The organism is Humidesulfovibrio sp., assembly GCF_030689645.1.
Taxonomy (GTDB): domain Bacteria; phylum Desulfobacterota; class Desulfovibrionia; order Desulfovibrionales; family Desulfovibrionaceae; genus Humidesulfovibrio.
In genome coordinates, this window is the sequence record NZ_JAUYFU010000043.1 from 1 (window position 1) to 25,537 (window position 25,537).

Annotated in this window: 25 protein-coding genes and 1 pseudogene; 2 read left to right on the forward strand and 24 right to left on the reverse strand. The window is 64.2% G+C overall.

The features are described from left to right. Nucleotides 1-248: 248 nt before the first annotated feature. The 17 genes and pseudogenes from Q8O35_RS06450 to Q8O35_RS06530 form a co-directional block, all read right to left on the reverse strand. The gene (locus Q8O35_RS06450) at nucleotides 249-539 is read right to left on the reverse strand and encodes a cysteine-rich small domain-containing protein (protein ID WP_305571823.1); all 291 of its coding nucleotides are present in this window, start codon (nucleotides 537-539) and stop codon (nucleotides 249-251) included. Nucleotides 540-542: 3 nt separating this feature from the next. Next, the gene (locus Q8O35_RS06455) at nucleotides 543-944 is read right to left on the reverse strand and encodes a secondary thiamine-phosphate synthase enzyme YjbQ (protein ID WP_305571824.1); all 402 of its coding nucleotides are present in this window, start codon (nucleotides 942-944) and stop codon (nucleotides 543-545) included. Next, nucleotides 944-1,783, reverse strand: a complete 840-nt coding sequence (gene cobM / locus Q8O35_RS06460; RefSeq protein ID WP_305571825.1) for a precorrin-4 C(11)-methyltransferase — start codon at nucleotides 1,781-1,783, stop codon at nucleotides 944-946. Before cobM ends, Q8O35_RS06455 begins: the two co-directional genes overlap by 1 nt. Before the next feature lie 71 nt (nucleotides 1,784-1,854). Continuing rightward, the gene (locus Q8O35_RS06465) at nucleotides 1,855-3,069 is read right to left on the reverse strand and encodes an FprA family A-type flavoprotein (RefSeq protein ID WP_305571826.1); all 1,215 of its coding nucleotides are present in this window, start codon (nucleotides 3,067-3,069) and stop codon (nucleotides 1,855-1,857) included. A 171-nt stretch (nucleotides 3,070-3,240) separates the two neighbouring features. Further along, on the reverse strand, nucleotides 3,241-3,399 hold the full coding sequence (gene rd / locus Q8O35_RS06470; protein ID WP_305571855.1) for a rubredoxin: 159 nt from the start codon (nucleotides 3,397-3,399) through the stop codon (nucleotides 3,241-3,243). A 15-nt stretch (nucleotides 3,400-3,414) separates the two neighbouring features. Beyond that, a pseudogene (locus Q8O35_RS14835) lies at nucleotides 3,415-3,633 on the reverse strand (rubredoxin); the annotation flags it as partial. A 31-nt stretch (nucleotides 3,634-3,664) separates the two neighbouring features. Continuing rightward, complete coding sequence (locus tag Q8O35_RS06480) at nucleotides 3,665-4,042, reverse strand: desulfoferrodoxin (RefSeq protein WP_305571827.1); 378 nt, start codon at nucleotides 4,040-4,042, stop codon at nucleotides 3,665-3,667. 30 nt (nucleotides 4,043-4,072) lie between these two features. Continuing rightward, a complete protein-coding gene (rbr, locus tag Q8O35_RS06485) occupies nucleotides 4,073-4,645 on the reverse strand; it encodes a rubrerythrin (RefSeq protein ID WP_305571828.1) in 573 nt (190 codons plus the stop codon). Nucleotides 4,646-4,758: 113 nt separating this feature from the next. After that, on the reverse strand, nucleotides 4,759-5,163 hold the full coding sequence (locus Q8O35_RS06490; protein ID WP_305571829.1) for a Fur family transcriptional regulator: 405 nt from the start codon (nucleotides 5,161-5,163) through the stop codon (nucleotides 4,759-4,761). A gap of 263 nt (nucleotides 5,164-5,426) precedes the next feature. Beyond that, complete coding sequence (locus tag Q8O35_RS06495) at nucleotides 5,427-5,756, reverse strand: PilZ domain-containing protein (RefSeq protein ID WP_305571830.1); 330 nt, start codon at nucleotides 5,754-5,756, stop codon at nucleotides 5,427-5,429. A 39-nt stretch (nucleotides 5,757-5,795) separates the two neighbouring features. Then, nucleotides 5,796-7,820 carry a methyl-accepting chemotaxis protein gene (locus Q8O35_RS06500; protein ID WP_305571831.1) on the reverse strand — a complete coding sequence of 675 codons (2,025 nt, stop codon included), beginning with the start codon at nucleotides 7,818-7,820 and terminating at the stop codon, nucleotides 5,796-5,798. Nucleotides 7,821-7,830: 10 nt separating this feature from the next. Then, the gene (locus tag Q8O35_RS06505; protein ID WP_305571856.1) at nucleotides 7,831-8,277 is read right to left on the reverse strand and encodes a multiheme c-type cytochrome; all 447 of its coding nucleotides are present in this window, start codon (nucleotides 8,275-8,277) and stop codon (nucleotides 7,831-7,833) included. A 242-nt stretch (nucleotides 8,278-8,519) separates the two neighbouring features. Next, on the reverse strand, nucleotides 8,520-11,531 hold the full coding sequence (locus Q8O35_RS06510) for an AIR synthase-related protein (RefSeq protein WP_305571832.1): 3,012 nt from the start codon (nucleotides 11,529-11,531) through the stop codon (nucleotides 8,520-8,522). A gap of 83 nt (nucleotides 11,532-11,614) precedes the next feature. Beyond that, nucleotides 11,615-14,113, reverse strand: coding sequence for a GGDEF domain-containing protein (locus tag Q8O35_RS06515; protein WP_305571833.1), 2,499 nt, complete (start codon nucleotides 14,111-14,113; stop codon nucleotides 11,615-11,617). Between the two features lie 11 nt (nucleotides 14,114-14,124). Then, a complete protein-coding gene (locus tag Q8O35_RS06520; protein WP_305571834.1) occupies nucleotides 14,125-15,093 on the reverse strand; it encodes a polyprenyl synthetase family protein in 969 nt (322 codons plus the stop codon). A 54-nt stretch (nucleotides 15,094-15,147) separates the two neighbouring features. Beyond that, entirely contained in the window at nucleotides 15,148-15,849 is a 702-nt protein-coding gene (gene mqnB, locus Q8O35_RS06525; RefSeq protein ID WP_305571835.1) for a futalosine hydrolase, read from the reverse strand. Nucleotides 15,850-15,857: 8 nt separating this feature from the next. Continuing rightward, nucleotides 15,858-17,180 (reverse strand): nucleotide sugar dehydrogenase, encoded by a 1,323-nt coding sequence (locus Q8O35_RS06530; RefSeq protein WP_305571836.1) that lies wholly within the window; start codon nucleotides 17,178-17,180, stop codon nucleotides 15,858-15,860. A gap of 75 nt (nucleotides 17,181-17,255) precedes the next feature. Here Q8O35_RS06530 and Q8O35_RS06535 point away from each other — a divergent pair, with 75 nt between their 5' ends. Continuing rightward, nucleotides 17,256-17,459: a DUF2065 domain-containing protein gene (locus Q8O35_RS06535; protein ID WP_305571837.1), complete on the forward strand. Its 204-nt coding sequence runs from the start codon at nucleotides 17,256-17,258 to the stop codon at nucleotides 17,457-17,459. A 26-nt stretch (nucleotides 17,460-17,485) separates the two neighbouring features. On the opposite strand, the gene Q8O35_RS06540 is transcribed toward Q8O35_RS06535, so the two are convergent. Both Q8O35_RS06540 and Q8O35_RS06545 read right to left on the reverse strand, forming a co-directional pair. Then, nucleotides 17,486-18,346 carry a ubiquinone/menaquinone biosynthesis methyltransferase gene (locus Q8O35_RS06540; RefSeq protein WP_305571838.1) on the reverse strand — a complete coding sequence of 287 codons (861 nt, stop codon included), beginning with the start codon at nucleotides 18,344-18,346 and terminating at the stop codon, nucleotides 17,486-17,488. Nucleotides 18,347-18,349: 3 nt separating this feature from the next. Beyond that, nucleotides 18,350-18,541 (reverse strand): hypothetical protein, encoded by a 192-nt coding sequence (locus Q8O35_RS06545; RefSeq protein ID WP_305571839.1) that lies wholly within the window; start codon nucleotides 18,539-18,541, stop codon nucleotides 18,350-18,352. A gap of 316 nt (nucleotides 18,542-18,857) precedes the next feature. Between Q8O35_RS06545 and Q8O35_RS06550 the strand changes: the two genes are divergently transcribed. Continuing rightward, the gene (locus Q8O35_RS06550) at nucleotides 18,858-19,973 is read left to right on the forward strand and encodes an HD domain-containing phosphohydrolase (RefSeq protein WP_305571840.1); all 1,116 of its coding nucleotides are present in this window, start codon (nucleotides 18,858-18,860) and stop codon (nucleotides 19,971-19,973) included. A gap of 101 nt (nucleotides 19,974-20,074) precedes the next feature. Here the strand turns inward: Q8O35_RS06550 and Q8O35_RS06555 are convergent, their stop codons facing one another. The 5 genes from Q8O35_RS06555 to cbiE all read right to left on the reverse strand — a co-directional run bounded on the left by Q8O35_RS06555 (nucleotide 20,075) and on the right by cbiE (nucleotide 25,536). Next, nucleotides 20,075-21,712 carry a hypothetical protein gene (locus Q8O35_RS06555; protein WP_305571841.1) on the reverse strand — a complete coding sequence of 546 codons (1,638 nt, stop codon included), beginning with the start codon at nucleotides 21,710-21,712 and terminating at the stop codon, nucleotides 20,075-20,077. Between the two features lie 74 nt (nucleotides 21,713-21,786). Then, the gene (locus tag Q8O35_RS06560; protein WP_305571842.1) at nucleotides 21,787-22,191 is read right to left on the reverse strand and encodes a cytochrome c3 family protein; all 405 of its coding nucleotides are present in this window, start codon (nucleotides 22,189-22,191) and stop codon (nucleotides 21,787-21,789) included. Nucleotides 22,192-22,358: 167 nt separating this feature from the next. Next, nucleotides 22,359-23,171: a precorrin-3B C(17)-methyltransferase gene (gene cobJ, locus Q8O35_RS06565; RefSeq protein ID WP_305571843.1), complete on the reverse strand. Its 813-nt coding sequence runs from the start codon at nucleotides 23,169-23,171 to the stop codon at nucleotides 22,359-22,361. Next, complete coding sequence (locus Q8O35_RS06570) at nucleotides 23,156-24,283, reverse strand: cobalt-precorrin 5A hydrolase (protein WP_305571844.1); 1,128 nt, start codon at nucleotides 24,281-24,283, stop codon at nucleotides 23,156-23,158. Before Q8O35_RS06570 ends, cobJ begins: the two co-directional genes overlap by 16 nt. Next, entirely contained in the window at nucleotides 24,280-25,536 is a 1,257-nt protein-coding gene (gene cbiE, locus Q8O35_RS06575) for a precorrin-6y C5,15-methyltransferase (decarboxylating) subunit CbiE (protein ID WP_305571845.1), read from the reverse strand. The genes Q8O35_RS06570 and cbiE overlap by 4 nt, the downstream gene beginning before the upstream one ends. Nucleotide 25,537: the final 1 nt, after the last annotated feature.

The window sequence follows — 25,537 nt, forward strand, 5'->3', positions numbered from 1 at the left end:
CCGGCGGCCTGGGGGCATGCGCCCCCTGGACCCGCATGCCATTCGTCAGGGCCGTGACCGCGCGTTGCTCGTTCACGGCCCTGACGATTGGGGCGAGGTCTGGATGAACGCGTCCCCCGCGCCATCTCAACAATTCAGAACCAGACAACACTCTTCCCAGCTTGAATGCCGGGTTCTGGGCGCGCGCTCCCGGATCCCGGCATTCAAGCCATAAGGAGTCCAGGGGCAGCGCCCCTGGCCGCCGGAGGCTATTCTTCTTCCTTCTGCCCCAGGGTGCGCGGCGCAATGCCCGCGCGCAACTCTGCGTAGGCCAAGCCCAGGCGCTGCTGTACAGCCTCGTACCCACCGGGCGCATGGGGCAGGAAACAGCCGGAGCAATCCTTAACCAACCCGCGCCAGGCCGGACTGCCGCCGCAATCGGCCAAAAAATAGAGCGGGCAGTAGCAGAACAGGCAGTTGAACACGGCCTGGTCCACGCCCTTGTGGCAGGGGAAATATTCGCAGGCGGCGTTCTGGCAATGTTTGAAGTGCTCGGTCATGCATTAGTCTCCCGCAGCCAGGGCCTGCACAAGCACGGAACGGCGGCGCGGCCCGTCGAACTCGCAAAGGTAGATCTTCTGCCAGGTGCCGAGGAGCAGGCTCCCGCCGCTGACGGGGATGAGTTGCGACGGCCCCATGAGGCTGGTCTTGATGTGCGCGTCGCTGTTGCCCTCGGCGTGGCGGAAGTCGGCGCTATTGGGCACCAGGGAGCGCAGGTGCTCCAGCATATCGCGCTTCACGTCCGGGTCCGCGCCCTCGTTGATGGTGACGCCTGCCGTTGTGTGCGGCGAGTAGACGAGCACAGCGCCTTCCTTGAGACCGCTTTCAGCCAAAGCCTGGGCCACCTGCCCGGTGATGTCCACGAACTCCTCGCTCCGTTGCGTCGCCACGCTGAACTGCCGCATCAGACGCCTCCCTTCAGTTCAGAAGCTTCCGGGCCAGGAGCATCCTGTTCCTCAGCCTCGCGCCAGCCGTGGGTGAAAGACGCATCATACAGTTTGGAACGCGAGGCCTCGGCCTCAATATCCTGGCCGGGCAGCACAAGAAACACGGTCTGCCGGGTGAAACCGTGCTCACGGGCGGTCTGCGCAAGAGCGCCGAGCTTCGCATGCACCACCTCGCCGCCGGGCCAGCCAACCTTGTGCCCCAGCACGATTGCGGTCTCCGACGCGTAGCCGCCCTGAAGCAGTTCTGCCTGCACCCGCTCGGGCTCGCCCGCCGACAGCAGCACGGCCATGGCCGCGCCATGAGCGGCGAGGGACGGCAATGATTCGGACTCCGGCACCGGGGTGCGGCCAGATAACCGGGTCAGGATGAAGGTCTGCGGGCCGCCGGGCACGGTGAAGGACACGCGGGCCGCCGCCGCTGTTGCGAAGGCGCTGGAGACGCCGGGCACCACGTCCCAGGCGATGCCCTCGGCGTCCAGGAGCGCGGCCTGTTCCCGCACGGCGCCGTAGATGGACGGCTCGCCCGTGTGCACCCGGACGGCTAAGCCGCCCTTTGCGGCGCAGTCGCGCAGGAGCGCGTGGGTCTCGGCCAGGGAGAGCGGCGCGGAATCAACCACGGGCACCCCGGGACGCGCCCCGGCAAGCACCTCGCGCGGGACAAGGGAGCCAGCGTAGACGATGGCGTCCGCAGCCGCGATGAGGCGCTGGCCCTTCACGGTGATGAGCTCCGGGTCACCCGGCCCCGCGCCGACGAACCAAACCTTTCCGGCCGCTTTGCCCGTCAACGTGTCCGTCATTCCGCCCCCTGTGCGCTGGTGAAAAAAAAGGGAGGGCGCGCGGCCCTCCCTGGAATCGTCGCGCTTCTGGCCTAGGCCGAAAGCTTGGCGTTGATGGCCGCCCCGACCTTCTTGCCCAGCTCAAAGCAGGCCTGGAAGGTGTCGTGGCCGGGCTTGTTCTTGACCTTCACGGCGGGCTCGACCATCTCCATGCCCATGCCGGTGAGGTGCTCAGAGATGATCTTCACGCACTCGCCACTCCAGCCGAAGGAGCCGAAGGCCGCGCCGATCTTGTTCTGGGGGCGCAGGCCCTTCATGTAGGTCAGCACATCGGCCACCAGGGGCAGAATGCCGTTGTTGTGCGTGGGCGATCCCACGATGACCGCGCCAGCGTCGAACACCTCGCGCATCACTGCGCTGTGGTGATTGTGCTTCACGCTCATGATGCGCACGCTGATGCCCTCGTCCGCCAGCCCATCGCAGATGGCGCGCGCCATCTTCTCGGTGCTGTGCCACATGGTGTCGTACACGATGACGGCTTTCTTCCCAGGCTTCTGCAAGGCGAACTCGCGGTAGGAGTCCAGGGCGTACTGCACTTCATCCTTGCCGCGCCAGATGAGGCCGTGGTCCGGGCAGAGCATGTCGATGTCGAGGTTCATGCCGGCCAGGGCGTCCAGGGTCTTGAGCACCACGGGCGAGTATGGCAGCACGATGTTGGCGTAGTAGTCGGCCATGGCGGAGCGCAGTGCGGAGCGGTCCACCTCGTCGCAGAAGCGCTCGGTGCTGGCCCAGTTCTGGCCGAAGGCGTCGGAGCAGAAGGCGATCTTGTCTTCGGGGATGTAGGACACCATGTTGTCCGGCCAGTGCAGCATGCGCGTTTCGATGAACTGCACGGTGCGCTTGCCGATGGAGATGCTGGCGCCCGTGGGCACCACCTCGATGGGCCAGGACTCGGAGTTGTGGTAGTAGGAGCGCAGGGCCTTCTCGCCCATGGGCGAACAGAAGATCTTCTCCGGGTGGTAGCGCTCCACGATGCAGTCCAGGCAGCCCGCGTGGTCCGGCTCCAGGTGGTTCAGCACCAGATAGTCGATTCGAGGGTTGCCGCCGCAAGCCTGGGCGATGGCGCACATCAGCTCGTCGTTGAAGTCGGATTTCACCGTGTCGAACAGGGTGATCTTCTCGTCCTTCACCAGGAAGGCGTTGTATGTGGTGCCGCGCGGGGACAGAGAGTAGCCGTGAAAGTCCCGGCTGTCCCAGTCAACGGCACCGACCCAGAAAATATCTTTTTTAATTTCAACTGGCTTCATGCAAGTTCTCCGTTCAGGAATGGGTATGAGCAGGCCCAGCACCGCTTGCTAACGTGCGCAGGGCGACCTTTTGTTTATTCTATTTTGTCAAAACATGGAGAGCGCCCCCCTGTCAAGGCGAGCGCTCTCCGGGATACACTGAGCTTAGGGCTAACGGGCCGAAGCCCAGCCCTATTCTGGGCTGAAGTTCTCTTTGCTGGCGCCGCAGATGGGGCAGGTCCAGGCAGAGGGAACGGCCTCCCATTTGGTGCCGGCCTTCACGTCGTTGTCAGGGTCGCCATCGGCCGGATCGTACACGTAGCCGCAAATGTTGCACACGTACTTCTGCATGGTGGTTTCTCCTTGAGTTGGTGTGGGGCAGCTCACCTCTCGGGTGGAGCCGGGACCGGCCAAGGGCCGGAAACACTTCTTTGTTCCGCCGCAGATGGGGCAGCGCCACTCCTCTGGCAGATCCTCGAACTTGGTGCCAGCCGGAATTTTACCTTTTCTATCGCCCTTGTCAGGGTTGTAGATGTACCCGCAGTTGGTGTTCTGGCACTGGTACATTTCTTCTGGTTCAGCCATGCTGCGTTCCTCCTGGCGATGGGTACGAGACTTAGGCTTTAGCGGTCCAGAGACCGTGGAGGTTGCAGTACTCGCGCGCTGTGACGCTCTTGGCCTCGGTGCAGAAGGTGGCCTCGGGCGCAGCGCCGGGTTTGAGGAAGCGGGTCATGGACACGCCATCGGCGATGAGCTCGATCCACATGATGTAGTGTTTCTCCTCCATCGGGTGGAGCACGCCGCCAATCGTGACCTTGTAGCCTCCGGCGACCTTCTCGATGACCGGAACATGCTTCTCTTTGGAGGCGTCAACGGTATTCTCAACCAGGAGCTTCATGGGCGCTCCGCAGCACACCAGTTCGCCGCCGCCGTCGAAAAGCACGCTGACGATGTTGCCGCACACGTCACACTTATAGATCTGTCCACATTCCATAGACTGAAGCCTCCTGAAGATGCAGTGTGTTTACCAGTTCTCTTCGGCCACTTCGAAGTGGGCCTGGGCGTGCGCGCATGCCGGGCACTTGGCCGGGGCGGCTTCGCCCTGGTGGATGTACCCACAGTTGCGGCAGCGCCAGGTCACGGACTTGTCCTTCTTGAACACCTGGCCTTTCTCGATGTTCTTGGCAAGGGCCAGGAAGCGCTTCTCGTGGAAGCGTTCGGCCACGGCGATGGCGTCGAAGATGCAGGCGATTTCCTGCAGGCCTTCCTCGCGGGCGATTTTGGCGAACTCAGGATACATGCTGGTCTGCTCATGATTCTCGCCGCCGGCGGAAGCCAGGAGATTCTCCAGGGTGGTGCCGATGGTGCCCGCCGGGAAGGAGCCGGTGATCTCCACCTCTCCGCCCTCAAGAAGCTTGAACAGGCGCTTTGCGTGCTCCTTCTCGTGGTTGGCGGTCTCCTCGAACACGGCGGCTATCTGAACGAAACCTTCGTTTTTGGCGGCAGAGGCGAAATACGTGTAGCGGTTGCGTGCCTGGGACTCGCCAGCGAAGGCGGCCATGATGTTTTTCTCGGTGCGGGTTCCGCGAAGGCTCATAAACTCTCTCCTTGATGAACGCGCCGGACATAAACCGGCAGTTGCAGACGATTCAACCCTACCAGATTGCGCGGAGAGCGCCAGAAAAAAATTGGGGACAAGTACTGCCCAGCCTACATTTTTTCCCCGGCGCACATGGGACAAATCCCAACGAACTCCACGTCGCAGCGCAGGTTGCCGTAGCCCATGGACTGCTCCGCCGGGATCTCCGGCAGGGCCAGGGGGAAATCAAGGTCATCCACACGGCCGCACTCGGAACAACGCAAGTGCGGATGAGGCACAGGGTTGCCGTCGAAGCGCTTCTGCGTTCCGGCCCCGCCGATTCGCAACACCACCCCGCGACTGCTCAGGAAGTCCAGGTTGCGGTACACCGTGCCCAGGCTGATTCGGGGCATGATCTTGCGCACCATGTCATAGACCTCGTCTGCCGTCGGGTGCGTCTTCACCTTGCAGAGCTCTGCGAGAATGGTTTCCCGCTGCCGAGACAGGCGAACGCCCTTATTTCCTTCCGTATCCATTTAGCACCTCATGCGCTGTGTTGAGAATAATTACTAGTTGTATGTCTATTTAAAGTCAAGCCCAAGGGCATCAATTTTCGAATCTTTTGCAGGGCAGTACTCAATTCAATAATTTTTGCAAGGCTACAAGAGTCTGACCTATGGAGCATCAGAGCTAGCGATACATCTGCTCCATTCCTGGTCACGGCAATCCACAAAAAAAACGGCAGCCTGACAACGAGTCAGACTGCCGTGCCGTTGCGCTTTGAATCACGCCAAGGGGGTCAGCTCACCAAGTTCTGAAGTACCCGCAACGAGGCGTTCAGCTCAGGCCGAAATTGAAGGCCGATTTCAAAGCCATTACGCCACTGCACTGTTGCGGAGAGATTCTGCAGCAAGCCTCCATCCTCAATCTCACATGCCGAAAACACCAGGCGCGCCGCCCCAGGATCCAGCGGAGGCGGCGGAAGCTTTAACCGCGCCCCGCCAGCGCTTATGTCGATAAGGTCAGCCTTGCGCCCCACCCCCTGCACCGTGATGGTGCAGGTCTTGCCGCTTCCATGGGCAAGCAGATGCACCCGGCCAAACTGCCGCCTTTCCAGACTCCTCTCCATAGCGATTCTCCTGCGTTGACAGGGGGGGCAGACACAACCCTACTCCTCACTACGGAACTTTTCAACAAGCTGAGCCAAATCTCTCGACATGGACGCAACTTCGCGGATGCGGATATTGGCGGCCTGAATGTCCTGGGACATCTGGCCCGAGAGGGAGTTGATCTCGCTCACGTTCTGATTGATCTCCTCGCTCGTGGCGGACTGCTGCTCCGCCGCGGTGGCGATGGAGCGCACCATGTCGGCGATGCGGTCCGACGCGCTGACGATCTCCGTCAGGGTGCTGCCTGCGCCGCCAGCCAGCTCCGTGGTCTTGTCCACGCGAACCTTGGCCGCGTCCATTTCGCGAACAGCGCCTTCGGTGCTCTTCTGAACATGCAGAATGGCCGCCTCGACTTCCTTGGTGGCGGTCATGGTCTTCTCAGCCAGCTTGCGCACCTCGTCCGCGACCACGGCGAACCCGCGCCCGGCGTCGCCCGCGCGCGCGGCCTCGATGGCGGCGTTAAGCGCCAGCAGGTTGGTCTGGTCCGCTATGTCGTTGATGACTCCAAGCACTTGGCCGATGTCGCGCGCGCTCACGGAGAGCTGCCCCAACGCCTCGGAAAGGCTCTGTGTGGTGCTGGCAACGTGGTTGATTTCCGTCAGCGTGCCCTGAACCAGCACGCCGCCCTCGCGGGCCACGCTGTTGGCCCGGCCGGAAGCCTCGGAGGTCTCTCCGGCGTTTCTGGCCACCTCAAGCACTGTGGAGTTCATTTCCTCCATGGCCGTGGCCATGCTGTGGGTGCGCGCCGAGGCGTTGTCCATGCCCTTGGTGAGCTCCTCCATCTGGCCGCTCAACAGGTCCGACGACTGCTCCAGGCGCAGGGCCACCTCGGTGACCTCGTTGGCCACGGCCAGGAGTTCCTCGCGGTGCGCCTCGATGCGCTGGCGCGACTGCTCTTCCTGTGTCAGGTCGACCAGCACGGAGATTGTTCCCACGGTCTGGCCCTGGGCGCTCTTGAGGGGCGAGACTTCCGCGTGCAAGGGGAAGCTCACGCCGTCAGGCCGTTTGAAAACGAAATTGCCGCTCACGATGCTGCAGGTCTCAAGGGCCTTGCTGGTCAAGGTCTCGCGCTTGTCGCCGTAGAAAACCATGTCCGGGCACTTGCCCACCACCGAGTTCATGGGCTGTCCCAAGATGCTCAGAAGCGGCTTGTTGGCGTAGTTGATGACCCCAAGCTCGTCCGTGACCATCATGGGCACGATGATGCCGTCCAAGAGCCCCTTGTTGTACTCCAGCTGATCCTTGATGCGCTCGACCATGGTGCCCAGGTGCGTCGCGAGATTGGCCAGGCGGTCCTCGCCGCTGACCTTGAAGCAGGCGTTCAGGTTGCCCTGGATGACTTCATCCGCACTGCGCTCAATGGAGGTGACGCGGGCGATGACCGTGCGCTTTATGAACGTGAACAGAACGATGCTCAGAGCGAGCATCCCGAGGAGGGAAAGCCCTGCGGTGAGGAACTGGGTCATGCGCAGAGTGGCGAACTGCGGGGTGAGGTTCTGCCGGGTGACGAGAGCGCCCAGGATGGGCTTGCTCTTGCCGTGGCAGTGATAGCAGCCGGGCTCGTTGGGGATGGTTTTGACTTCGGTGAAAAAGTCCGTGCCGCCCATGCGCATCAATTCGCCCGCAAGGGTTTTCTCCTTGAGGCTCCGGGCCACAAGCGCACGGCATTCCGCATGGTTCAGCACCTCGCCCAAAGGCTTGCGTTCGGTGGCGTTGTCGGTGGCGTAGGTGATGGATCCTTCGTAATCCACCATGAAGATGTCGATGTCTTTGTTTTCCCGGGCCAGGTCGGCGAAGCGGGCGCGTGTGGCATCGTTGTCGCCCAGACGCATGGGCTCCTCCACCACCATGGAGATCATTCTGCTGTCGCGCTCTGCGCTATGCTTCACCTGGCCCAGCATGGTCTTCTTCTGCCAGTACGAAGTCGCCAGAAAGAGCCCGGCGAACACCACGCCGCTGATGCACAGTGTGAGCACAAGGACTTTAAGCGTCAGGGATTTGCGGATTTTTTCAAGAGATATCATGGCCGACCTCCTAGTGCGCCCCGCCATAGAGCATGGGCTTGAAGCGGAAGTTGGACACCCGCTCGGGGTTATGGCACGTCTCGCATTCCTTCACGCTCATGCGTCCCTTGCCCAAGATCAGATTCTTCTTGCCGCCCGACTCCACGTGGGCCGAGCCAGGGCCGTGACAGACCTCGCACCCGGCGTGCCCCATGTCCGGGGTCTTCTCAAAGCTGACAAAGCCGCCAGGCTTGCCATAGCCCGTGGTATGGCAGGCGTAGCACTCCTTCAATTCCTCCGGCGTGAGCTGCTTGGCCATGATCTTCACGCTTCGATCGGAGTGCGCCTTTTTGGAATGTTTTTTGAAGGTTATGAATTCCTTTTCGTGGCAGCCCTCGCACGATGAAGAGCCGACAAAGGAGGCCACAGCCTTGGAGGACTCGGCCTTGGAGCCCGCGCTTTTGGAGGCAGCAAGCAAGGGAGCAGCGAACAGGCAGGCGACAAATACACCAACAATGACGGATGACGGGTAGCGCAACACAAGACCCTCCAATAGATAAAACTTGTCTCAATATCGGATAAATTGCCGTAATACTTAATATAGAAACGTACCACTGTCACTCAAAAAATAAAATACTCCAAAAATGGAAAACAAAAAAAACCGCCAGCAGCGCCTGAAAAGACAGGAGCTGCTGGCGGCAAATAACTGTCTTAACTAAACTACCAGTTCAGCGGTGCCTTGAAGGAATGGGCCAGGGCCTCCACGTTTTTGCGTAGAAGATGCGTACCGCGCTCCGCAATGCACAGATCGCCGCCAGTCACAACGCCAATGCGGCCGAACTGCTGCCCGGCGAACAGGGTTTCAAAGGCTGGCGCCTTGTCCGGGGCAACGGAGACGACAAAACGGCTGGCGGATTCGCTGTACAGAAGCTCCAAGGCAGAGGTGCAGCCGCAGGCCGGCACCTTGGCCAAGTCGACATCAGCACCCAGCCTGCCGCCGATGCACATCTCGGCCAGGGCCACGGCCAGGCCGCCATCGGAGCAGTCGTGGCAGGCGTTCACCAGCCCCTGCTGCGTGGCCGTAAAGTAAGTCAGGTAACGCTCGCGCGCGCTCACCAGGTCCACCTGTGGCACCTGGTCGCAGGAGATGCCAAGCTCGCTGGCCACCTCGGTGCCGCCAAGCTCGGGCCGGGTCAGGCCCAGCACGTAAACCAAGTCGCCCGCGCGCTTGAAGTCCGAGGTCACGGCCAGCTTCACGTCCGGGATCTTGCCCATGGCCGAGTACAGCACCGTGGGCGGAATGGAGATTTTGACGCCGCCGCCCTTGTAGTCGTTCTTCATGGAGTCCTTGCCGGAAACGCAGGGCACGCCGAAACCGCGGCAGTAATGGTCCAGCGCTTCGTTGGCGCGCACCAGCTGGGCCAGCTTGTACTGGCCGTCAGGCGTGGTCTCGCTCTCAACGGGATCGCACCAGCAGAAGTTGTCCGTGCCTGCCATGTAGCGCAGGTCCGCGCCGACGGCCACGGCCCCGCGCACGGCCTCGTCGATGGCGTTGGCCATCATCCAGTAGGAGTCCAGGTCGCTGAACTTGGGGCAGATGCCGTTTGAAAGCACCAAGCCCTCGTCGCTCATATAGTCGGGCCGGATCACCGCCGCATCGGCCGGGCCGTCGCGCTTCACGCCCACAAGAGGCTTCACGATGCTCTTGCCCTGCACCTCATGGTCGTACTGGCGGATGACGTATTCCTTGCTGCAGATGTTGAGCCGGGAGAGCATGCGCGAAAGCAGCTCGTCCTGGTCCACGTCCTTGGGCAGGGGGTCGGCCTTGACCACGGGCTGGTTCCAACGGGCCTTGAGCTCCATCTGGGGCAGGCCCTCGTGCAGAAAGTGCATGGACAGCCGGGCCACGCACTTGGTCCCGTAGCGCACGCTGAAGTAGCCGGAGTCGGTGTAGGTGCCCAGCGCCGTGGACTCCACGTCCATCTCCTTGGACAGGGCCAGAAACTCGTCCAGCTTTTCAGGCGGAACGGCGCAGGTCATGCGCTCCTGGGCTTCGGAGATGAGGATCTCCCAGGGCTTGAGGCCGTCGTACTTGAGCGGGGCCTTGGACAGGTCCAGGTCGCAGCCGCCGCAGTCCTGGGCCATTTCGCCCACGGAGGACGACAGGCCGCCGGCGCCGTTGTCGGTGATGGCGTTGTAGAGCCCCCGGTCGCGGGCGCGCATGAGGAAGTCGTACATCTTGCGCTGGGTGATAGGATCGCCGATCTGCACCGCCGTTGCGGGCGAACCCTCGTGCAGTTCCTCGGACGAGAAGGTTGCTCCATGGATCCCGTCTTTGCCGATGCGTCCGCCGCTCATGACGATGACATCGCCAGGCAGGGCACATTTCTCGTGGCTGAGGCGCCCGGCCACGCGGGTGGGCATGGTGCCGATGGTGCCGCAATACACCAGGGGCTTGCCGAGAAAGCGCTCGTCGAACACGATGGCCCCGTTGACGGTTGGGATGCCGCTCTTGTTGCCGCCATGCTCCACTCCCTCGCGCACGCCTTCCAGCACGCGGCGGGGGTGCAGCAGGCGCGGCGGCAGCTCGCCCTCGTAAAAGGGCGAGGCGAAGCAGAACACGTCGGTGTTGCACAGAAGGTTCGCGCCCAGGCCCGTGCCCATGGGGTCGCGGTTCACGCCCACGATGCCCGTGAGCGCTCCGCCGTAGGGATCCAGCGCGGAGGGCGAGTTGTGCGTCTCCACCTTGATGCAGACGTTCAGCTTATCGTTGAAGCGGATGACGCCCGCGTTGTCCTTGAACACGGACAGGCAGAAGTCGTCCTTGCCCTTGGCCTGGCGGATGGCGTGGGTGCTGCCCTTGATGCAGGTCTTGTACAGGCTGTCGATGGTCCTGCGCCCGCCCTTGTCCGCGTCCTCGTAGTCGATTTTGGCGGTGAAGATCTTGTGCTTGCAGTGCTCGCTCCAGGTCTGGGCCAGCACCTCCACCTCGGCGTCCGTGGGATTCTCGGCCTGGGCAGGGGAAAGACCGGCGGCCTTGCGCGCGGCGCGGGTGGCCGGGTCCTTGTAGTAGTCCACGATGGTTTTCATTTCGCACAGCGAGAGCGCCAGGGTGTTGGCCCGGCTGAAGGCCATGAGCTCCTCGTCGGTCATGGTGGTCAGAGGCACCACTGCAACCTCGTCGCTGGCCTGACCGGTGACGCGGGCGGCCTTGGCCGCGAATCCGGGCTGAGCCGCCCACTGGGCCGCAGACTTCAGTTCGAAGCGCTGGATGAGCTCGTTGGCCAGCAGGTCGCGCGCGATATGCAGCACGGTCTTCTCGGTGAGGGGCGCGCCGGGCGCGGCCCAAAGCAGATACTGCACGCTGGTGTAGACGCTGACGGCCTTGGCGCTGGCGCCGGAGAGGCCCAGCACCAGCAGGATGGTCTCGCGCGCGGTCTTGGCCTCGTTGTCGGTGACGCCGGGGCGGAAGCCCACCTCAAGCACCCAATCGGGGCCTTCGGCCCGTTCAAAGGGGGAGAGGGATATCTCATGCAGAACGGGGTCGTGCAAAGCCCCGGCGTCGATGACAGCCTTGGCCTGGGCTTCATCGATGCCCTCCGCCGTGTACACGCGCACAATGCCCACGCGGGCCAGGTCCAAACCCAGCTCGCTCTTGATCTTACGGGCCACGCGTTCGCCAACCACATCGCGCACCTGGGATTTCAGGCCCAATTCAAAGCGCAAAAGCATATGGAGCTCTCCTTCAAAAGCCAGACTCCTGGCCGTTTCTAGCGTGTTTCAGCTTTCAAACATATAGCAGCATGGCCGGGGGGCTAGTCGCCCACAAGGGCGTCGCCCCCGGAAGCCTTGGCCTGATAAGCCAGATTGTCCACCCGCTTGAGCAGGGTCTGCGGGGTGTCGTCCCCGCGCAGCATGGACACGCCCAGGCTCACGGTGACAAGCCCCTTAAACTGTTCGCGCACGTCGGAAATAATGCGCTGGGCAATGGCCTTAAGCCGGTCCTCGGCCACCTCGGTGACAATGACGGCGAACTCGTCGCCGCCGTACCGGCAGGGAAAGTCCATGCCTTGGCGCACCAGATTCAGCAGCATGGAGCCCACGCTGCGCAGCACGTTGTCGCCCGCGATGTGGCCCTGGTTGTCGTTGACGTCCTTGAACATGTCCAGATCAAAAAACACCATGCCCATGCTGCGGCCCGTGCGCCGGCAACGGCTCACCTCGCGCTCCAGGGTGGTGTGGAACTGATAATGGTTGTACAGCCCGGTGAGGCCGTCGAGCATGGCCCGCATCTTGAGCTTGGCCTCAAGGCGGCGGATCTGGGTCAGGTCGCGCCCCACCACCAGGCACTCGCGGGCCAGCTCCTGGTCGCCGCCCGGCTTGCCGCCAAGGGGCGCGAAGGAAAGCTCAAAGGGCAGCTCCGCCCCGCCCATGGCCCTCAGAACGACCTCAACGTGGGGCTGGCCCTCGGAGTTCAAAAGCACCGGGTTCCACACCTCCACGCAGGTATCCGCCGGAGAGAACACCTTGAAGAACATGCGGCCCACCAGACCCAGCTCCGGCCGCGAGCAAAACTCGATGACCCCGCTGGCCGCAACGGTGAGCACAAGCTCCTGCATGGAGCCGATGAGCCGCTCCAGAAAACTCTTGCGCCGCAGGGTCTGCACCTCCACCTGGGAAAGCTCGCGCAGATCCTCCAGCAGGGCCAGAATTCCGCCGTCCTCTGCACGGTGGGCCGAGAGGTACAGCGCACCGTCCTGCATGCAGCCGTCCTGGGCCTTGCCCAGGAAATAGTCGATCTTCCCAAAGCTCTTGCGCGCAGGGTCGCCCACGAAATTCGCAAACTCCGCGCTGGTCTCGCGCGGCAAACGGTTGGCGAGCAGCTCACCCAGAAGCCGCCCCCTGGCCGGGGCGTCCAGGCTCAAGTACTCATCCAGCCTGCCGTTGCCCTCAACCACACGCCCTGCCGTGTCCAGCCGGGCCACGCCGATGGGGATCTTGTCAAAGGCCAGGGCCTTCTCCTCAAGCACGGCCTGGCGGGCGCTGTAGTGCTCGAACCCCTGGCCAAAGAAACGCAGGTACAGGGCCAGATTCTCCCACTCCTCCTTGGGCAGGTTGGCCTCGCCCAGGCGCAGCTCGCCCAGGCGCTTGCCCGAGGAGCTGATCTCCATGCCCTGGGTTCGGATTCTCCAGGGAATGTCCGAGGCCTGATGCACGCCATCGGCGCTCTCCAAGCGGCCCTGTGGCGTCAGGTGAAACAGCCGGTAGCCGTCGTCGTGGGGAGACTTGAGGGCCACGTCCCAGCTCTTCACGTCCCAGTTGAGCTTGATGTGCTTGCCCAGCACGCGCGTAACCGAGGTCAGCCCGCCCTCGGCGGTGAGCAGGTCCATGCTGAGGAAGCAGTAGCCCTGCATAATCTTCACCGAATGGCGGTAATACGGGCGGTTCTCCTCGCCCTCGGCAATGCCCAAAGATTTGAGCATGGAGCGGAACTTGCCCAGGCATTCTGTCCGCAGGGCGTCCACCTCACGCTCGGAGAGGCCCAGCACCGTGCGCAAAAGCCCTTCGAACTGCACCACCCCGAAGGGTCCGCTGGCGTGGCCCAACTCCATCTCGGACCACTGGGTTGCCAGGATGACGGATTGCGTCAGGGGAGGCTGATCAGCCAGGGAGTCAACGACATGGTGGAAGCGCACGCTCTCGCACATCTCCGCCGGAAGGCCCCAGCGCACCAGCAGCATCTGCGAAAGCGCCGCGTGGTTCATGCCCCAGGCCTCGGCCTCCTTCGCGAGCTGGCCCTTGGAAAGCACGGTGATGCGGTCGCGCTGCTCCGGCTCGGGCAGATATTCCTTGGCCGCGCAACGCAAAAACAGAAGCGAAACATCCTTCAGCAGGCAGCAAAGGTAAGCCTGATCGGCCTGCTCCGGGCACAAACGGGCCGCCAGCATTTCCGCAGCAATGGACGACCAGACGATGAGCCGCCAGTCGGGATAGAAATCGTAATGGCATTCCGGGAAGCCGTGCTCCAGATCCTTGTGCAGGGTCATGGACACGGCAACCTTGAGGATTTCGCGGCTGCCGAGCACCAGGGCGGCGCGGTGCAGGTCCGTCACCTTTTGAGGCAGGCCGTAGAAGGCGGAGTTGACGAGGTTCAACACCGTGGTGGCCAGGGCCGGGTCGAGCCGGATGGTCTCGCCCATGACGGCGAAGTCGGGTTCCGGCTTGATGGCTTCCTGCATGAGCCGGAGCATCACCGGCGACAGGGAGATTTTCTGGAGCAGGTGCGGCGAATTGAGCAGCAGATTCCCGGCCATCGGCCCCCCGGTCACTTGCGTCTGGTGAGAACGTACTCCGCAGCCTGGGCCAGGACCACGCGCTCAGGCGATGCAGGCAACGCGTCCAGTTCGCGCAGGGCGGCGTCAATGTAGCCTCGTGCAGCCTCACGGGTCTGCTCGGCCAAGCCTTTTTCCCGAACTTGCGCCACTATGCGCCCGGCCTCCGCTTCGGTCAACCGCTTTTCCCGCAGCCCGGCCAGGAGCTCCCGGGCCTCCACCTCTGGCAAGGACTCCAGGTACAGGATCAGGGGCAGGGTCATCTTGCCCTCGCGCAGGTCGCCCCCTGCGGGCTTGCCCATCTCGCTCTCGGAAATGGTGTAGTCCAGGGCGTCGTCCACCAGCTGGAAGGCGATGCCCAGGTTCAGGCCGAAGTTCCCGGCCTGATCCTCAAGGGTGCGGTCGCGGCTGGCGAGGGCCGCTCCGCAGCGGCAGGCGGTCTCAATAAGCTTGGCCGTCTTGCCGATGATGATGTCGAGATAGGTCTGACGGTCCACCGTGGGCCGGGCCGTGTGCGCCAGCTCCAGAATCTCGCCCTCTGCGGTGGCCATGATGCCGCGGGCAAGCAGGCCGTTGAGCCTCGGAATATCGTAGTCAGCGCCGATCTTGTTGGCCAGGGCCAGCAGGATGTCGCCCGCCAGGATGGTTTCGGTGACGCCGAAGGCCACATGGGCCGATGTCTGGCCCCGGCGCGTCTCCGCCTGGTCCAGCACGTCGTCGTGCAGCAGCGTGGCCGTGTGCAGCATTTCCAGGGCGCAGGAGATGCCCAGCTGATCGTCCTTGCTGTGGCCATAGGCCCTGGCAAAGAGGATGGTCAGCATGGGGCGGATGCGCTTGCCGCCGGAAAGCAGCACATGGCGGGCCACATCGCGCACCAGTCCGTCGAGCTTGTCCGCTTCCGCCGCGAGGAAGGCGTTGATGCCGGGAATCTCCCGGGCGAAATAAGCGCGCATTTCGTTCATGCCGTAACCACGTCCGCTGGTTGAAGTGTGCTGCCGTTTCTGTCCGGGCTCCGCCTAGGGAGCCAAAATTTGTTGCGCTGCCCGGCCAAGGGCGGCAAGCGCTCCGGGCAAATCCCAGGCTTCCGGCGGGCGCGCGCCCACGGCGTTGGACACCGCGCGAAGCTCCGCGAAGGGCGTCCCTGCCAGCCGCGCGGCATAGGCCAGGGCAAAGCCTTCCATGTTCTCCAGGCCCGCGCCGAAGCGCTGAAAAAGCTCCCGCGCCCGCGCCGGGTCCGCCGTGACGCCGCTCACCGTGAGGCTCGCCGCACAGGCCAGGCCAGCCGGATTGAGCCCCATCGCCCTGGCCCCGGCATGCGCGTCCCAGACCAGGCGTTCAAAAATTGCGGCCTCATCCGAGACTGCCACGCCGTTCAAGGAAAAGCCCAAGCCCCGCGCGTCTGCCGCGCACTGGCCTGAGGGCAGCAGGCCGAACTCCGGCCAGATCTCCTCCGTCGCCAGCCGCACCGAGCCGAGCGGATGCGCGGCCAGGTCGAAGCTGCCCGCCACGCCCAGGCTCAGCACCCCGGAGACATCGCGCCGCTCCAACGCCCGGCCCAGGGCCAGGGCGGAATTGACCACGCCGATGCCCGTCACCAGGGCCAGCACAGGGCGGCCAAAGGCGGAAAGTTCAAAGACCCTGCCCTGCGGGGCGTCCACCTGCACCTTCAGGGCAGAGCCAAGCTCCATCCCCGTGGCGGCGACGACCAAAACAGGCATGGCGAGGCCTACAGCCGCCAGAGCTTGAAGCCCGCAGCCAAGGCCGCGGCGGGGTCGAAATGCCCCTTCACGTCCAGCACCAAGGGCGCGGAGCCTTCACGAAACCAGCCGCGCAGATCTTCGAAGCCGAGCTCCACGTAGTCCTTGTGCGCCACGGCCAGAACCAGCGCGTCCAGGCTGCGCAGCTCGGCCAGGGGCGAAAGGGCGATGCCGTACTCGTGGCGCGCCTCGTCGGCGTCGGCCATGGGGTCGTGGGTCAGCACCTTGATGCCGTACTCCTCAAGCTCGCGCACCACGTCGATGACCCTGGTGTTGCGCAGGTCGGGAACGTTCTCCTTGAAGGTGAAGCCGAGAACGCCCACGCGCGCGCCCTTGACCTTCACATCGCCGTCGATGAGCTTCTTCACGCAGGTCTCGGCGATGAACTTGCCCATGCCGTCGTTGATGGCGCGGCCAGCCAGGATGACCCGGGGTGAGAAGCCCAGTGCCTGGGCCTTGAAGGTCAGGTAGTACGGGTCCACGCCGATGCAGTGGCCGCCCACCAGGCCGGGCCGGAAAGGCAGAAAATTCCATTTGGTGCCTGCTGCCTCCAGCACCTCAAGGGTGTCGATGCCCATGCGGTCGAAGATCACGGCCAGCTCGTTCATGAGGGCGATGTTCAGGTCGCGCTGGGTGTTCTCGATGACCTTCGCGGCCTCGGCCACCTTGATGCTGGACGCCCGGTAGGTGCCGGCCTTGACCACCGCGCCGTACATTCCGGCCAGCAGGTCCGCCGTGGGCTCATCCTGTCCGGCCACCACCTTGACGATGGTCTCAAGCGTGTGCGCGCGGTCGCCGGGGTTGATGCGCTCCGGCGAGTAGCCCACGAAGAAACCCTCGCCGCACTTGAGGCCGGAAGCCTCCTCCAGCAGGGGCACGCAGACTTCTTCGGTCAGGCCGGGGTACACGGTGGACTCGTACACCACCACCGCGCCAGGGGCGAGATTTCCGCCAACGGTGCGCGAGGCGCCGATGACCGGGCGCAGGTCCGGGGCGCGGTGCTCGTCGATGGGCGTAGGCACGGCGACGATGATGACCGCCGCGTCTTTCAGGCGCGTGGGGTCGCAGGTGAAGGCCACCTTGGCGCTGACGAGGTCGTTGGGCAGCACCTCGCCGGTGCGGTCGCTGCCTGCGGCCAGCTCGTCCACGCGCTTCTGCGAAATATCGAACCCGATGACCGGGAAGTGGCGCGACAAGGCCACGGCCAAAGGCAAGCCAACGTAACCCAGGCCCACAACCGCAATGCTCGCGCGTCCGCCGCGCAGATCCTCAAGGCTTGTCTTCAACCCCATGTTCGTTCCTTCCCCGAAATCCCCAGGCGCCCCGTCCGGTGGACAACCAGCGTCCGCGCGGATACAAGGGGGCCCATGAACCTCGACTGGTCGCTCTTCTTCATGGCCCTTGGCCTGGCCTTCCTCATGGAGGGCCTGCCCTATTTTCTCCTGGCCGAGCGTATGCCTTCGGTGCTGCTCACCCTGGCCAGCCGACCGCCCCGCGCCCTGCGCGTTCTGGGCCTCACGTCCATGATCCTGGGCGTTCTGATGGTGGCCCTGGGCCGGTCCTTTCTGTAAAATCCTCGCCCCGGCCCGCCAGCGTTCTACTCGTCCGCGCTGGGCGCCTTGCCCGGATCGTCTGGCGTGAAGCAGCGCAGCACGCCGCCGTCTTCCCTGGCGTCTGCGACGTTTCCGGCGCAGCCTTCAGGCGCCGTTTCGGCTGCGGGAGCACACGCCTTTTCCGCCACATGCAGGTACACGATGCCCGAAAGCATGGCAACGTGAAACACGCGCGCATACCCGGCATCCATAAGCTCACGGGATAATTGACGCTCATCCGGGAACTCGCGAATGGTCTCGGCCAGATAGCGGTACGCAGCGCGGTCGCCGGAGAACAGACTGCCCACCGACGGCAGCACCTTGTCCAGATAAAAATTGTACAATCCGCCCCAGACCTTGCGCCTGCCGGTGCCGAACTCCAGGATGCAGAAACGGCCACCGGGCTTGAGCACCCGCAGCACTTCCTTGTGGGCGGCCATGCGCGGACGGATGTTGCGAATGCCGAAGGCGATGGTGGCCGCGTCCATGGACTCGTCGGGCAGGGGCAACTTGCGCCCGTCGCCCTGGGCGGGCAGGATGCGGTCCTCAAGCCCGCCGGTAAGCTTCAGCTTGCCGTGCACCAGCATGGGCAGGGTGTAGTCCACAGCGGCCACGCGGATGCCAGGGTACTGGCGAATGAGCGCCAGAGCCACGTCAAGCGTGCCTGCGGCCAAGTCCAGCACAACCCCGCCGGGCTTCGGCAGGGCCACGCGGGCCAGCCTCCAGCGCCAGTAGATGTCCAGGCCCAGGCTCAAGGTGTGGTTGAGAAAATCGTACCAGCGGGCGATGCGGCCGAACATGGCGGCAACTTGCCTGCCGTGCAGCTGATCGCGCTGCATCTGCTCCGGGGAAGGCGAACGCTGCATGGGCTAAACGCCTTTCTTCTTCGTCTCCGCCGCTTCCGGGTCGCAAACGCCGCCGCCGGACACTGTGGTAAGAACTTCGCAATAGATTTCCGAGAAATGCTCGGCGAAATTGGCCGGGGAGATGCGGCCCACCTCAATAAATTTGACCACGATTTCCTTGGCCACCTGCAGGGCCTGCTTCTCAAGCGAATCCATGACCGCTTCCTTTGGCTCCGGACGCTCGGCCCGGCTTGGCTATCCGAAAAACCCGCCCGGTGGGAAATGGCCGTGACCGCACCACGCGGAAGACCCCGGGCGGGAAAGAGGAAAAAACCGGCAAGGCCCCTCCCCCTTTGTTTAGTCCGCATACCATACCACGCCGCCCCCCCCTTCGTCGAGTCCATCAAGGTGCGAAGACTGCCAGGCGTGCCCAACCGCACGCTGCGCAGTTGCCTTGCGGCAAAGGCCGCAGTATGCATGTCGACAGAAAGCGCGGTTGCCTTGCCGCAGGGGACATGCCCCAGGAGGACAGATGCCGGGTAAGATTCTTATGGTTGAAGGCGCAGCCAATCCGCTGGGCAGCACAAACGAGCGGCTGGCCAAGCGGTTCGACATGGAGGCCGTGGTTGGCCCGGAGGAAGCCCTCAAGGCGGTGCGCGCCTCAGGTCCCTTCGACGTGGTGCTGACAGACCTCAAGCTCGCCAAACGCGATGGCGTGGCCCTGCTCACAGCAATCAGGACGGCCCACCCGCAGACCGTAGGCATACTCATGGTGCAGCGCACAGACCTGGACCTGGCCCTGAACGCGGTTGAGGACGGCAAGGCCTTTCGCGTGGTGACGAAGCCCGCGTCCGTCGACGCCCTCACCGCGCACCTTAACGCGGGGCTTGAGCAGTACAAGCTTGAAACCGCGGAGCAAAGCTTTCTAGAAGACACGCTCCACGGAGCCGTGCAGGCCCTGACCGATGTTTTGAGCCTTGCAAACCCGGCAGCCTTCGGGCGCGCGCTACGCATCCGCGGCCTGGTGCACCGCTTGTCCAAGGTCATCCTCATCCCGCAGTTTTGGGAAGTGGACATGGCCGCCATGCTCTCGCACATCGGGTGCGTCTCGCTGCCCAAGGCCGTGCTGGACAAGATCGCCGGGGGCAAGGACCTCGCTCCGGACGAGCGCAGGCTTTTCGAAAACCACCCCACCGTAGGCGCTGGCGTGCTGGCCAACATCCCGCGCATGGCCCTGGTGTCCGAGATCATCAAAAAGCAGCACGCCCGCTACGACGCCTCGCCGCCCTTTGGCGCACGGGTGCTCAAGATCGTGCTGGACTACGACATGCTGCTGAACCGCGGCCTGCCGGCCCCGGCCATCTTCACCCAAATGCTCGGCACCAAGGGCATCTACGACCCGGAAATCCTCAAGGCCTTTGAGACCACCATCCCCGTGGACACGGGCTACATCCGCCGCCGGGTCACCATGCGCGAACTCAAGGCCAACATGATCCTTGAGGAAAGCATCGTCTCCGTGGACGGCATGCTGTTATTGGCCAAGGACGCGGAGCTGAACGAGACCAACATCTACCGCCTCATCGAGTCCACGCACTCCTTTGACATTGTGGAGCCCGTCACCGTGCTGGTTCCTGTCAGCGCGATCTGACAGCCTGCTTCAGCACGAAAAGAAGGCCGTCCCCCTAGCGGAGACGGCCTTTCTTGTTTGGTGATCGGTTCAACGGTCGGCCCGTTGCGCCGCAACGTCTTCTATTCGTCGCGCATGGACGCAGCCAGGTGCGCGATCTCCTCGCGGATGACGCGGGCGGCCTCTCGCGGGACGGCACGGGAGATCTCGGAGAAGATCTCGCGATCCAACTGGGTCTGACGGTCTTCAAGCAGAGCCAGGCGCTCGCCCTCTCCGGCGGCGGCCCTCTCGGCAGCGTCCACACGGGAGGTTAGAGCCTCAGCCTTGTCCGCAGCCGCCTGAGCGGCAGCTTTGGCGTCAGCCACCTGAGCGCTCAGGCTGTCCTCCAACTGCGAACGCAGAGCGGAGAGCTCGTCTCGCAGGGATTCGGCCTCGTTCTGGGCGTCCAACAGCCTCTGCTCCAGCTCGGACAAGGTCTTCTCGCGCTCCGCCAACTTGCCTTCCAGGCGCACGACAGCCACGCTGGTGCCCATCACCTGAGTGGCAAGCTCGGCCAGACGCTGCTCAAGGTCGCCAGCCGAGCCGGAAGGCCCAGCCATGACAACAGCAGCCTGGGCTGGCTGGCCAGAAGCTGCCACGACGGAGGCGCCAATGACGGCGGCACCGGCAACGGCGGCGCCGAGGGCCGCATCAGCCAGCGGCAGGGGCGCTTCCTCTGCTGCGGGCATGGCGACGGAGGCGGCAGGCTCGAACACAGGCTCAAGCGCCGGTTCTGGCAAGTCAGGCGCGGCCAGATCAAGGATCGCCGCGGGCTCTTCCGGCTCCGGGATCTGCGACAGCAGGTCCTGAGGATCCAGGGACAGCTCGGACGCGGCCTCGGGCTCCGGCTCACCTGCGGAGGACTCGATGCCCTCCATGAGGCCGGCCATGTCCAGATCGCCGGAATCAAGCAGCTGGTCCAGACCGGTGGAGGACGGGGCCTCGTCCGCCAAGTCTGACAGGGAAAGGTTGAGATCACCGCCCATGTCCGCCTGCTCCTGCTCGGCCACGAGATCGCGGCCAGGCTCTGGATCGGACAGGTCGGGCAGGGTCAGGTCAAGCAAGGACTCTTGGGCGGTCATGTCCTCAGCAAGGCCCGAAGCCGCTTCCGTGGCGACCAGCGACTCGACCTCCGGGGCCTCATCGACGATATCGCCAAGGGAAAGCTCCAGAAGGTCTTCCTCCGGTTCCTCAGCCGAAATACCCGTCGGGGCGGGTTTGGCTGCGGCCTTGGGCACGTCGAGAGTCTCCAGCAGGTCGGACATGTCAGTGCTGTCCAGCGGCTCAACCTCGCGCGGGGCCTCCGGGGCGGGTTTCTTGTCGCCCAGGCCGGAAATAAGTTCATCCAAGCCGGAAAGGTCGATAACGCCGTCCTTGCCGCCGGAAGTCTCATCGGGCGGGACCAGCTCCATCTCGCCGCCAGCGGCGAAGGCCGAGAGATCGAGGATGTCGTCCTCGTCCTCGGCGGACATGGCGCCGTGCGCAGGCGAGGCGTCGGCCACAAGGTCGTCAAGAAGCAGGGCGTCCTCTTCGAATTCCGGCGCGCCCACAGGTGGGGCGGAGGCTGGCGTTTCGTCAGAGGAGGCCAGCTCCTCGGCGAAGAGGGCTTCCAGCTCTTTCTCGAAATCACTTTCGGCGGCCTTGGATTTAGCTCCGGAGGGCTTCAGGTCCAAGCCGTCAAGGTCCAGGGCATCGTCATTTGAAAAGGTCTTCGGCGGCATGGTCTTCTCCTCCAGGAGGAAAAGTTAAAAAAAGGGGGCCGCTTTCGCAACCCCCTTGGTGAGCGAGCTTTTTACTAGGCCTTAGGATGGCACTTGTCGCAAGCGGTGGGAACGTTCGGCTTGGCTTCCTTCTTGGCCTTGTGGCAACCAACGCAGGACTTGACGTCGTTGCTGTGGAACGCGGCGTAGTAGGAATCCTTGCCCTGCTTGGCGGTCAGGTTGTCGTGACAACCCTTGGAATCGCACTTGCCGTATTCATTGCCCTTGGCGTCCTTCTTGTGGTGACAAGCGGCGCACTTCACTTCAGTGTGCTTCTTGTGCGGGAACTTCACCAAGCTCTTGGTCATCTTCATGCCCTCGGGGGCCTTGAAGGTGAGGTCGGCATCCGGGGCCTTTTTGGCCGGGGCGGCATACAGGGGCAGGGCCATGGCACAAGCCAGGGCTGCAACAACCAAACTCATGATAAGAGAACGTTTCATGCTTCTCAATCCTCCTTCTTCACGTACGTGAGAACTCCACTCTACCACAGCCTTATGGAAGCATCTCCCCATGTACCTGGGGAGCCATTCCGAGACGAACAGTCATGCAGATACTCCCAAACAAAGCTTCCTGGCAAGGGAGACTGCACACTTTTCCGGGATTTTTTTCACGAGCCGACAGCGCCGCCATTTGTTCCCAGCCCATATTTCCCTGCGTAACCGCGCGGAGTGAGCATGCGGCCGCCAGCCATCCTTGTGGACGCGTTGCCCACTATCAGAAGGCTCTGCATGTCCACGGCCTGCACATCGAGCCCCTCCAGGGTGGTCACGATGACCTCCTGCCCTTGGCGGAAGGCCCGCTTCACCAGCCCCACAGGGGTCGTCCCCGGCTTGTGCGCCGACAGCGCTGCCAGAGCTCTGGGCAGCTGGTCCGTGCGCCTGCCGGAACGCGGGTTGTACAGCACCACCACAAAGTCCGCCTCTGCCGCCGCGCGAAGCCGCTTCTCGATGACCTCCCACGGGGTGAGCAGATCTGAGAGGCTTATCACGGCGAAGTCGTGCATCAGCGGAGCGCCAAGCAGCGCTGCGGCGGCGCAGAGCGCCGGAATGCCCGGCACCACCTCCAACTCCACCACATCCAACAGGCCGCGCGCCTCCAGAAGTTCCAGCACCAGGCCAGCCATGGCGTATATGCCCGCGTCACCGCTGGAGACCACCGCCGTTTCACGGCCCACCAGCGCCAGATCGATGGCCTCGTTGCAGCGCTCCACTTCAGCGGTCATGCCCGTGGACACCACCTGGCGCCCGTACAAAACCTTCGGCTCCAGCAGGCCGATGTAGCCCTTGTAGCCCACGATGGCCTGGGCGCGCAGAAGGGCCGCCTGGGCAAGCGGAGCCAGGAGGCCCACGTCGCCGGGGCCAAGCCCGATCACGGTGATGCGCTTGTGCACGATGTTGTACTCGCTCACCTGGTCTTGCACGATATGCCCCCTAGCTTCGTCTCAAGGCCTTGCGCCGAACCTGGGACTGTTTTGAGCGCCACCGCGCAGGTGACGTTCGGTGTCTTCGTCTTCGTGGCCAGCAGTTCGTCCGCGCCAGAAAGCAGCAGGGCCGCCGCCTCGCACACGCTCCCGGTGCCCGTGCGCCGCCGCACCGTCTCGGATTGCCCGGCGGCTTCCACACCGGCCAGGGCTTCCGGTTCAAAGAATACAATTTCTGGACCAAGGGCCGCTGCTGCGGCGCAAAGCCCAGGATCGTCACGCTTTATTGTCGCCGTGCCCACTGCGGCGATGCTCTCCTGGGCCAGCGAGGCCTGCGCAAGAACCTGTGCGACATGCGCAAGAATTTCCCGTGCGTCCACGCCCTTGCGGCAACCCAGCCCCAGGCACAGGCAGCGCGGATACACCCTGAAAGTCATCGGGAATTCACCGCCTGCGCGCCAATGGCACCACACCCCCGGCGCAGCCGCATCCCAGGCGTCCGGGTGCGTAGCGGCCAGAAGTCCGCCCGCATCCTCACCGCCCAGCAGACGCCCTTCGGGGTCGAAAAGCTGCACGGGCCGGCCTTCCAGAAGCGCGGCGGAAACGGCCTTCACGGCCTGCGGGTTCGCCACGGCCATACCCTTGGCTGCGGCCAACTCGTCCACGCCCGGCAGGCCTGCGACATCAGTGCCTGTGGTGATGACCGCCATGGCGCCGGTGAGCCGCGCCAGTTCGCGCGCCAGCTCGTTGGCCCCGCCCGCGTGGCCGGAAACCAGGCTCACGGCGAAGCGTCCGGCAAGGTCGATGACGGCCACGGCAGGATCGCTGGCCTTGCTGACAAGATGCGGCGCGATGGCCCGCACGGCGATGCCCGTTGCTCCCACGAAAACATGACGCGGATAGCTGGCAAAGGTCCGGGCCATGAGTTCCGAAAGGCTGACAAAAGGCAGAACGCCCGGCGCGCCCTCGGCCAGGCGTTCCGGCGCGTACACGTGGGCGTTGAGGTCTCCGCCCAGTCGCAGGGCCAGGGCCAGCCCCTGGACGCTCAGGGCATGGACCGCCGTGCAGGCCGCGCCGGTTACGGCGACTGCGGGCACGGCAACGCCGGTCATGGCAATGGCGGTTGCGGCGCCGCCGGCTTGTCGGCCCAGATGACGAACACCGGGTTCTGGGCGCGCAGACGCATGTCGCCCGCCAGACGGTCCGCGGTGCTGGCCTGCAGCTGCGTGATGCCGAAGTTCCAGTTGTGGGTGTGCAGGTAGTCCTTCACGCGCATGAGCGTATCGAGCAAAATGGCGTGGACCACCAGGCGGCCGCCGGGCTTGAGCCTGCGGCAGGCATGGGCCAGGGCGCGGGTGTCCTGCCCCAGTCCGCCCCCGAAGAACACGCGGTCCGGGTCCGGCAGCTCCACGAGGCTCTCGGGCATCTCGCCCTGCACGGTCTCCACCAGCCAGGCCCCGATGCGCCGCACATTCTCGCGGATCATGGCCGCGCGGCGCGGCTCGCGCTCCACGGCGAAGACCCTGCCCTCGTGGGCCAGGTGCGAAGCCTCGATGGCCACGGAGCCGCAGCCCGCGCCCAGGTCCCAGACCACGGAATCGGGCATGACGCCGAGCATGGCCAGGCCTGTGGCGCGCACGGCCAGTTTGGTGATGAGGTTCTTCTCGTGAAAGTAGTAGTGGTCCGGGATGCCCAGCATGAGCGGAATTTCCGGGGGCGCGGTGCGCTCCACCAGCACAAGGTTCAGGTCGGAGAACGGCAAGTCCCAGGCTTCCTCCAGGCGCAGGCGGCGCACGGTCTCCCCCGCTGTGCCCAGGTTCTCCAGCACCAGGAGCTGGGCGTCCACCACGCCGCGCTCCAAGAGCGCCTGGGCGATGACCGCCGGACCGTGCTCGGGGTCGGTGAACACGGCGATGCGCTCAAAGCGCGCCAGGGATGCGAAAAGCGGAGTGAAGTCGCTGCGGCCATGCAGGGAGACCACACGCACGTCGTGCCAGGGCAGTCCCACGCGTGCAGCGGCCATCTGGAGCGTGCACAGGTTGGGATGCACCACCACGAACCGGGCTCCCAGGGCCTCGATGAGGCGTTTGCCCAGGCCGAAGAACAGCGGATCGCCGTCGGCCAGCACCACCACGGCCCTGCCCGCCGCGCGCTCCCGGGCAATGTCGTCCAGAATGGGCGCAAGCGGGCCTGTGATGGGGATGGCGCGCTCCGGTCGGCAGCAGCGCGGCGCGGCGTCAAGGAGCCTGCGGCCAGCCACCAGCACCTGGGCACGGGACAGAATATCCTCCACGCCCGGAGGCGGGGTGAGGGCACCGGGCCGAAGGCCCACAACGTGGACAGGGTTCTTGGATTTGTCGAACATG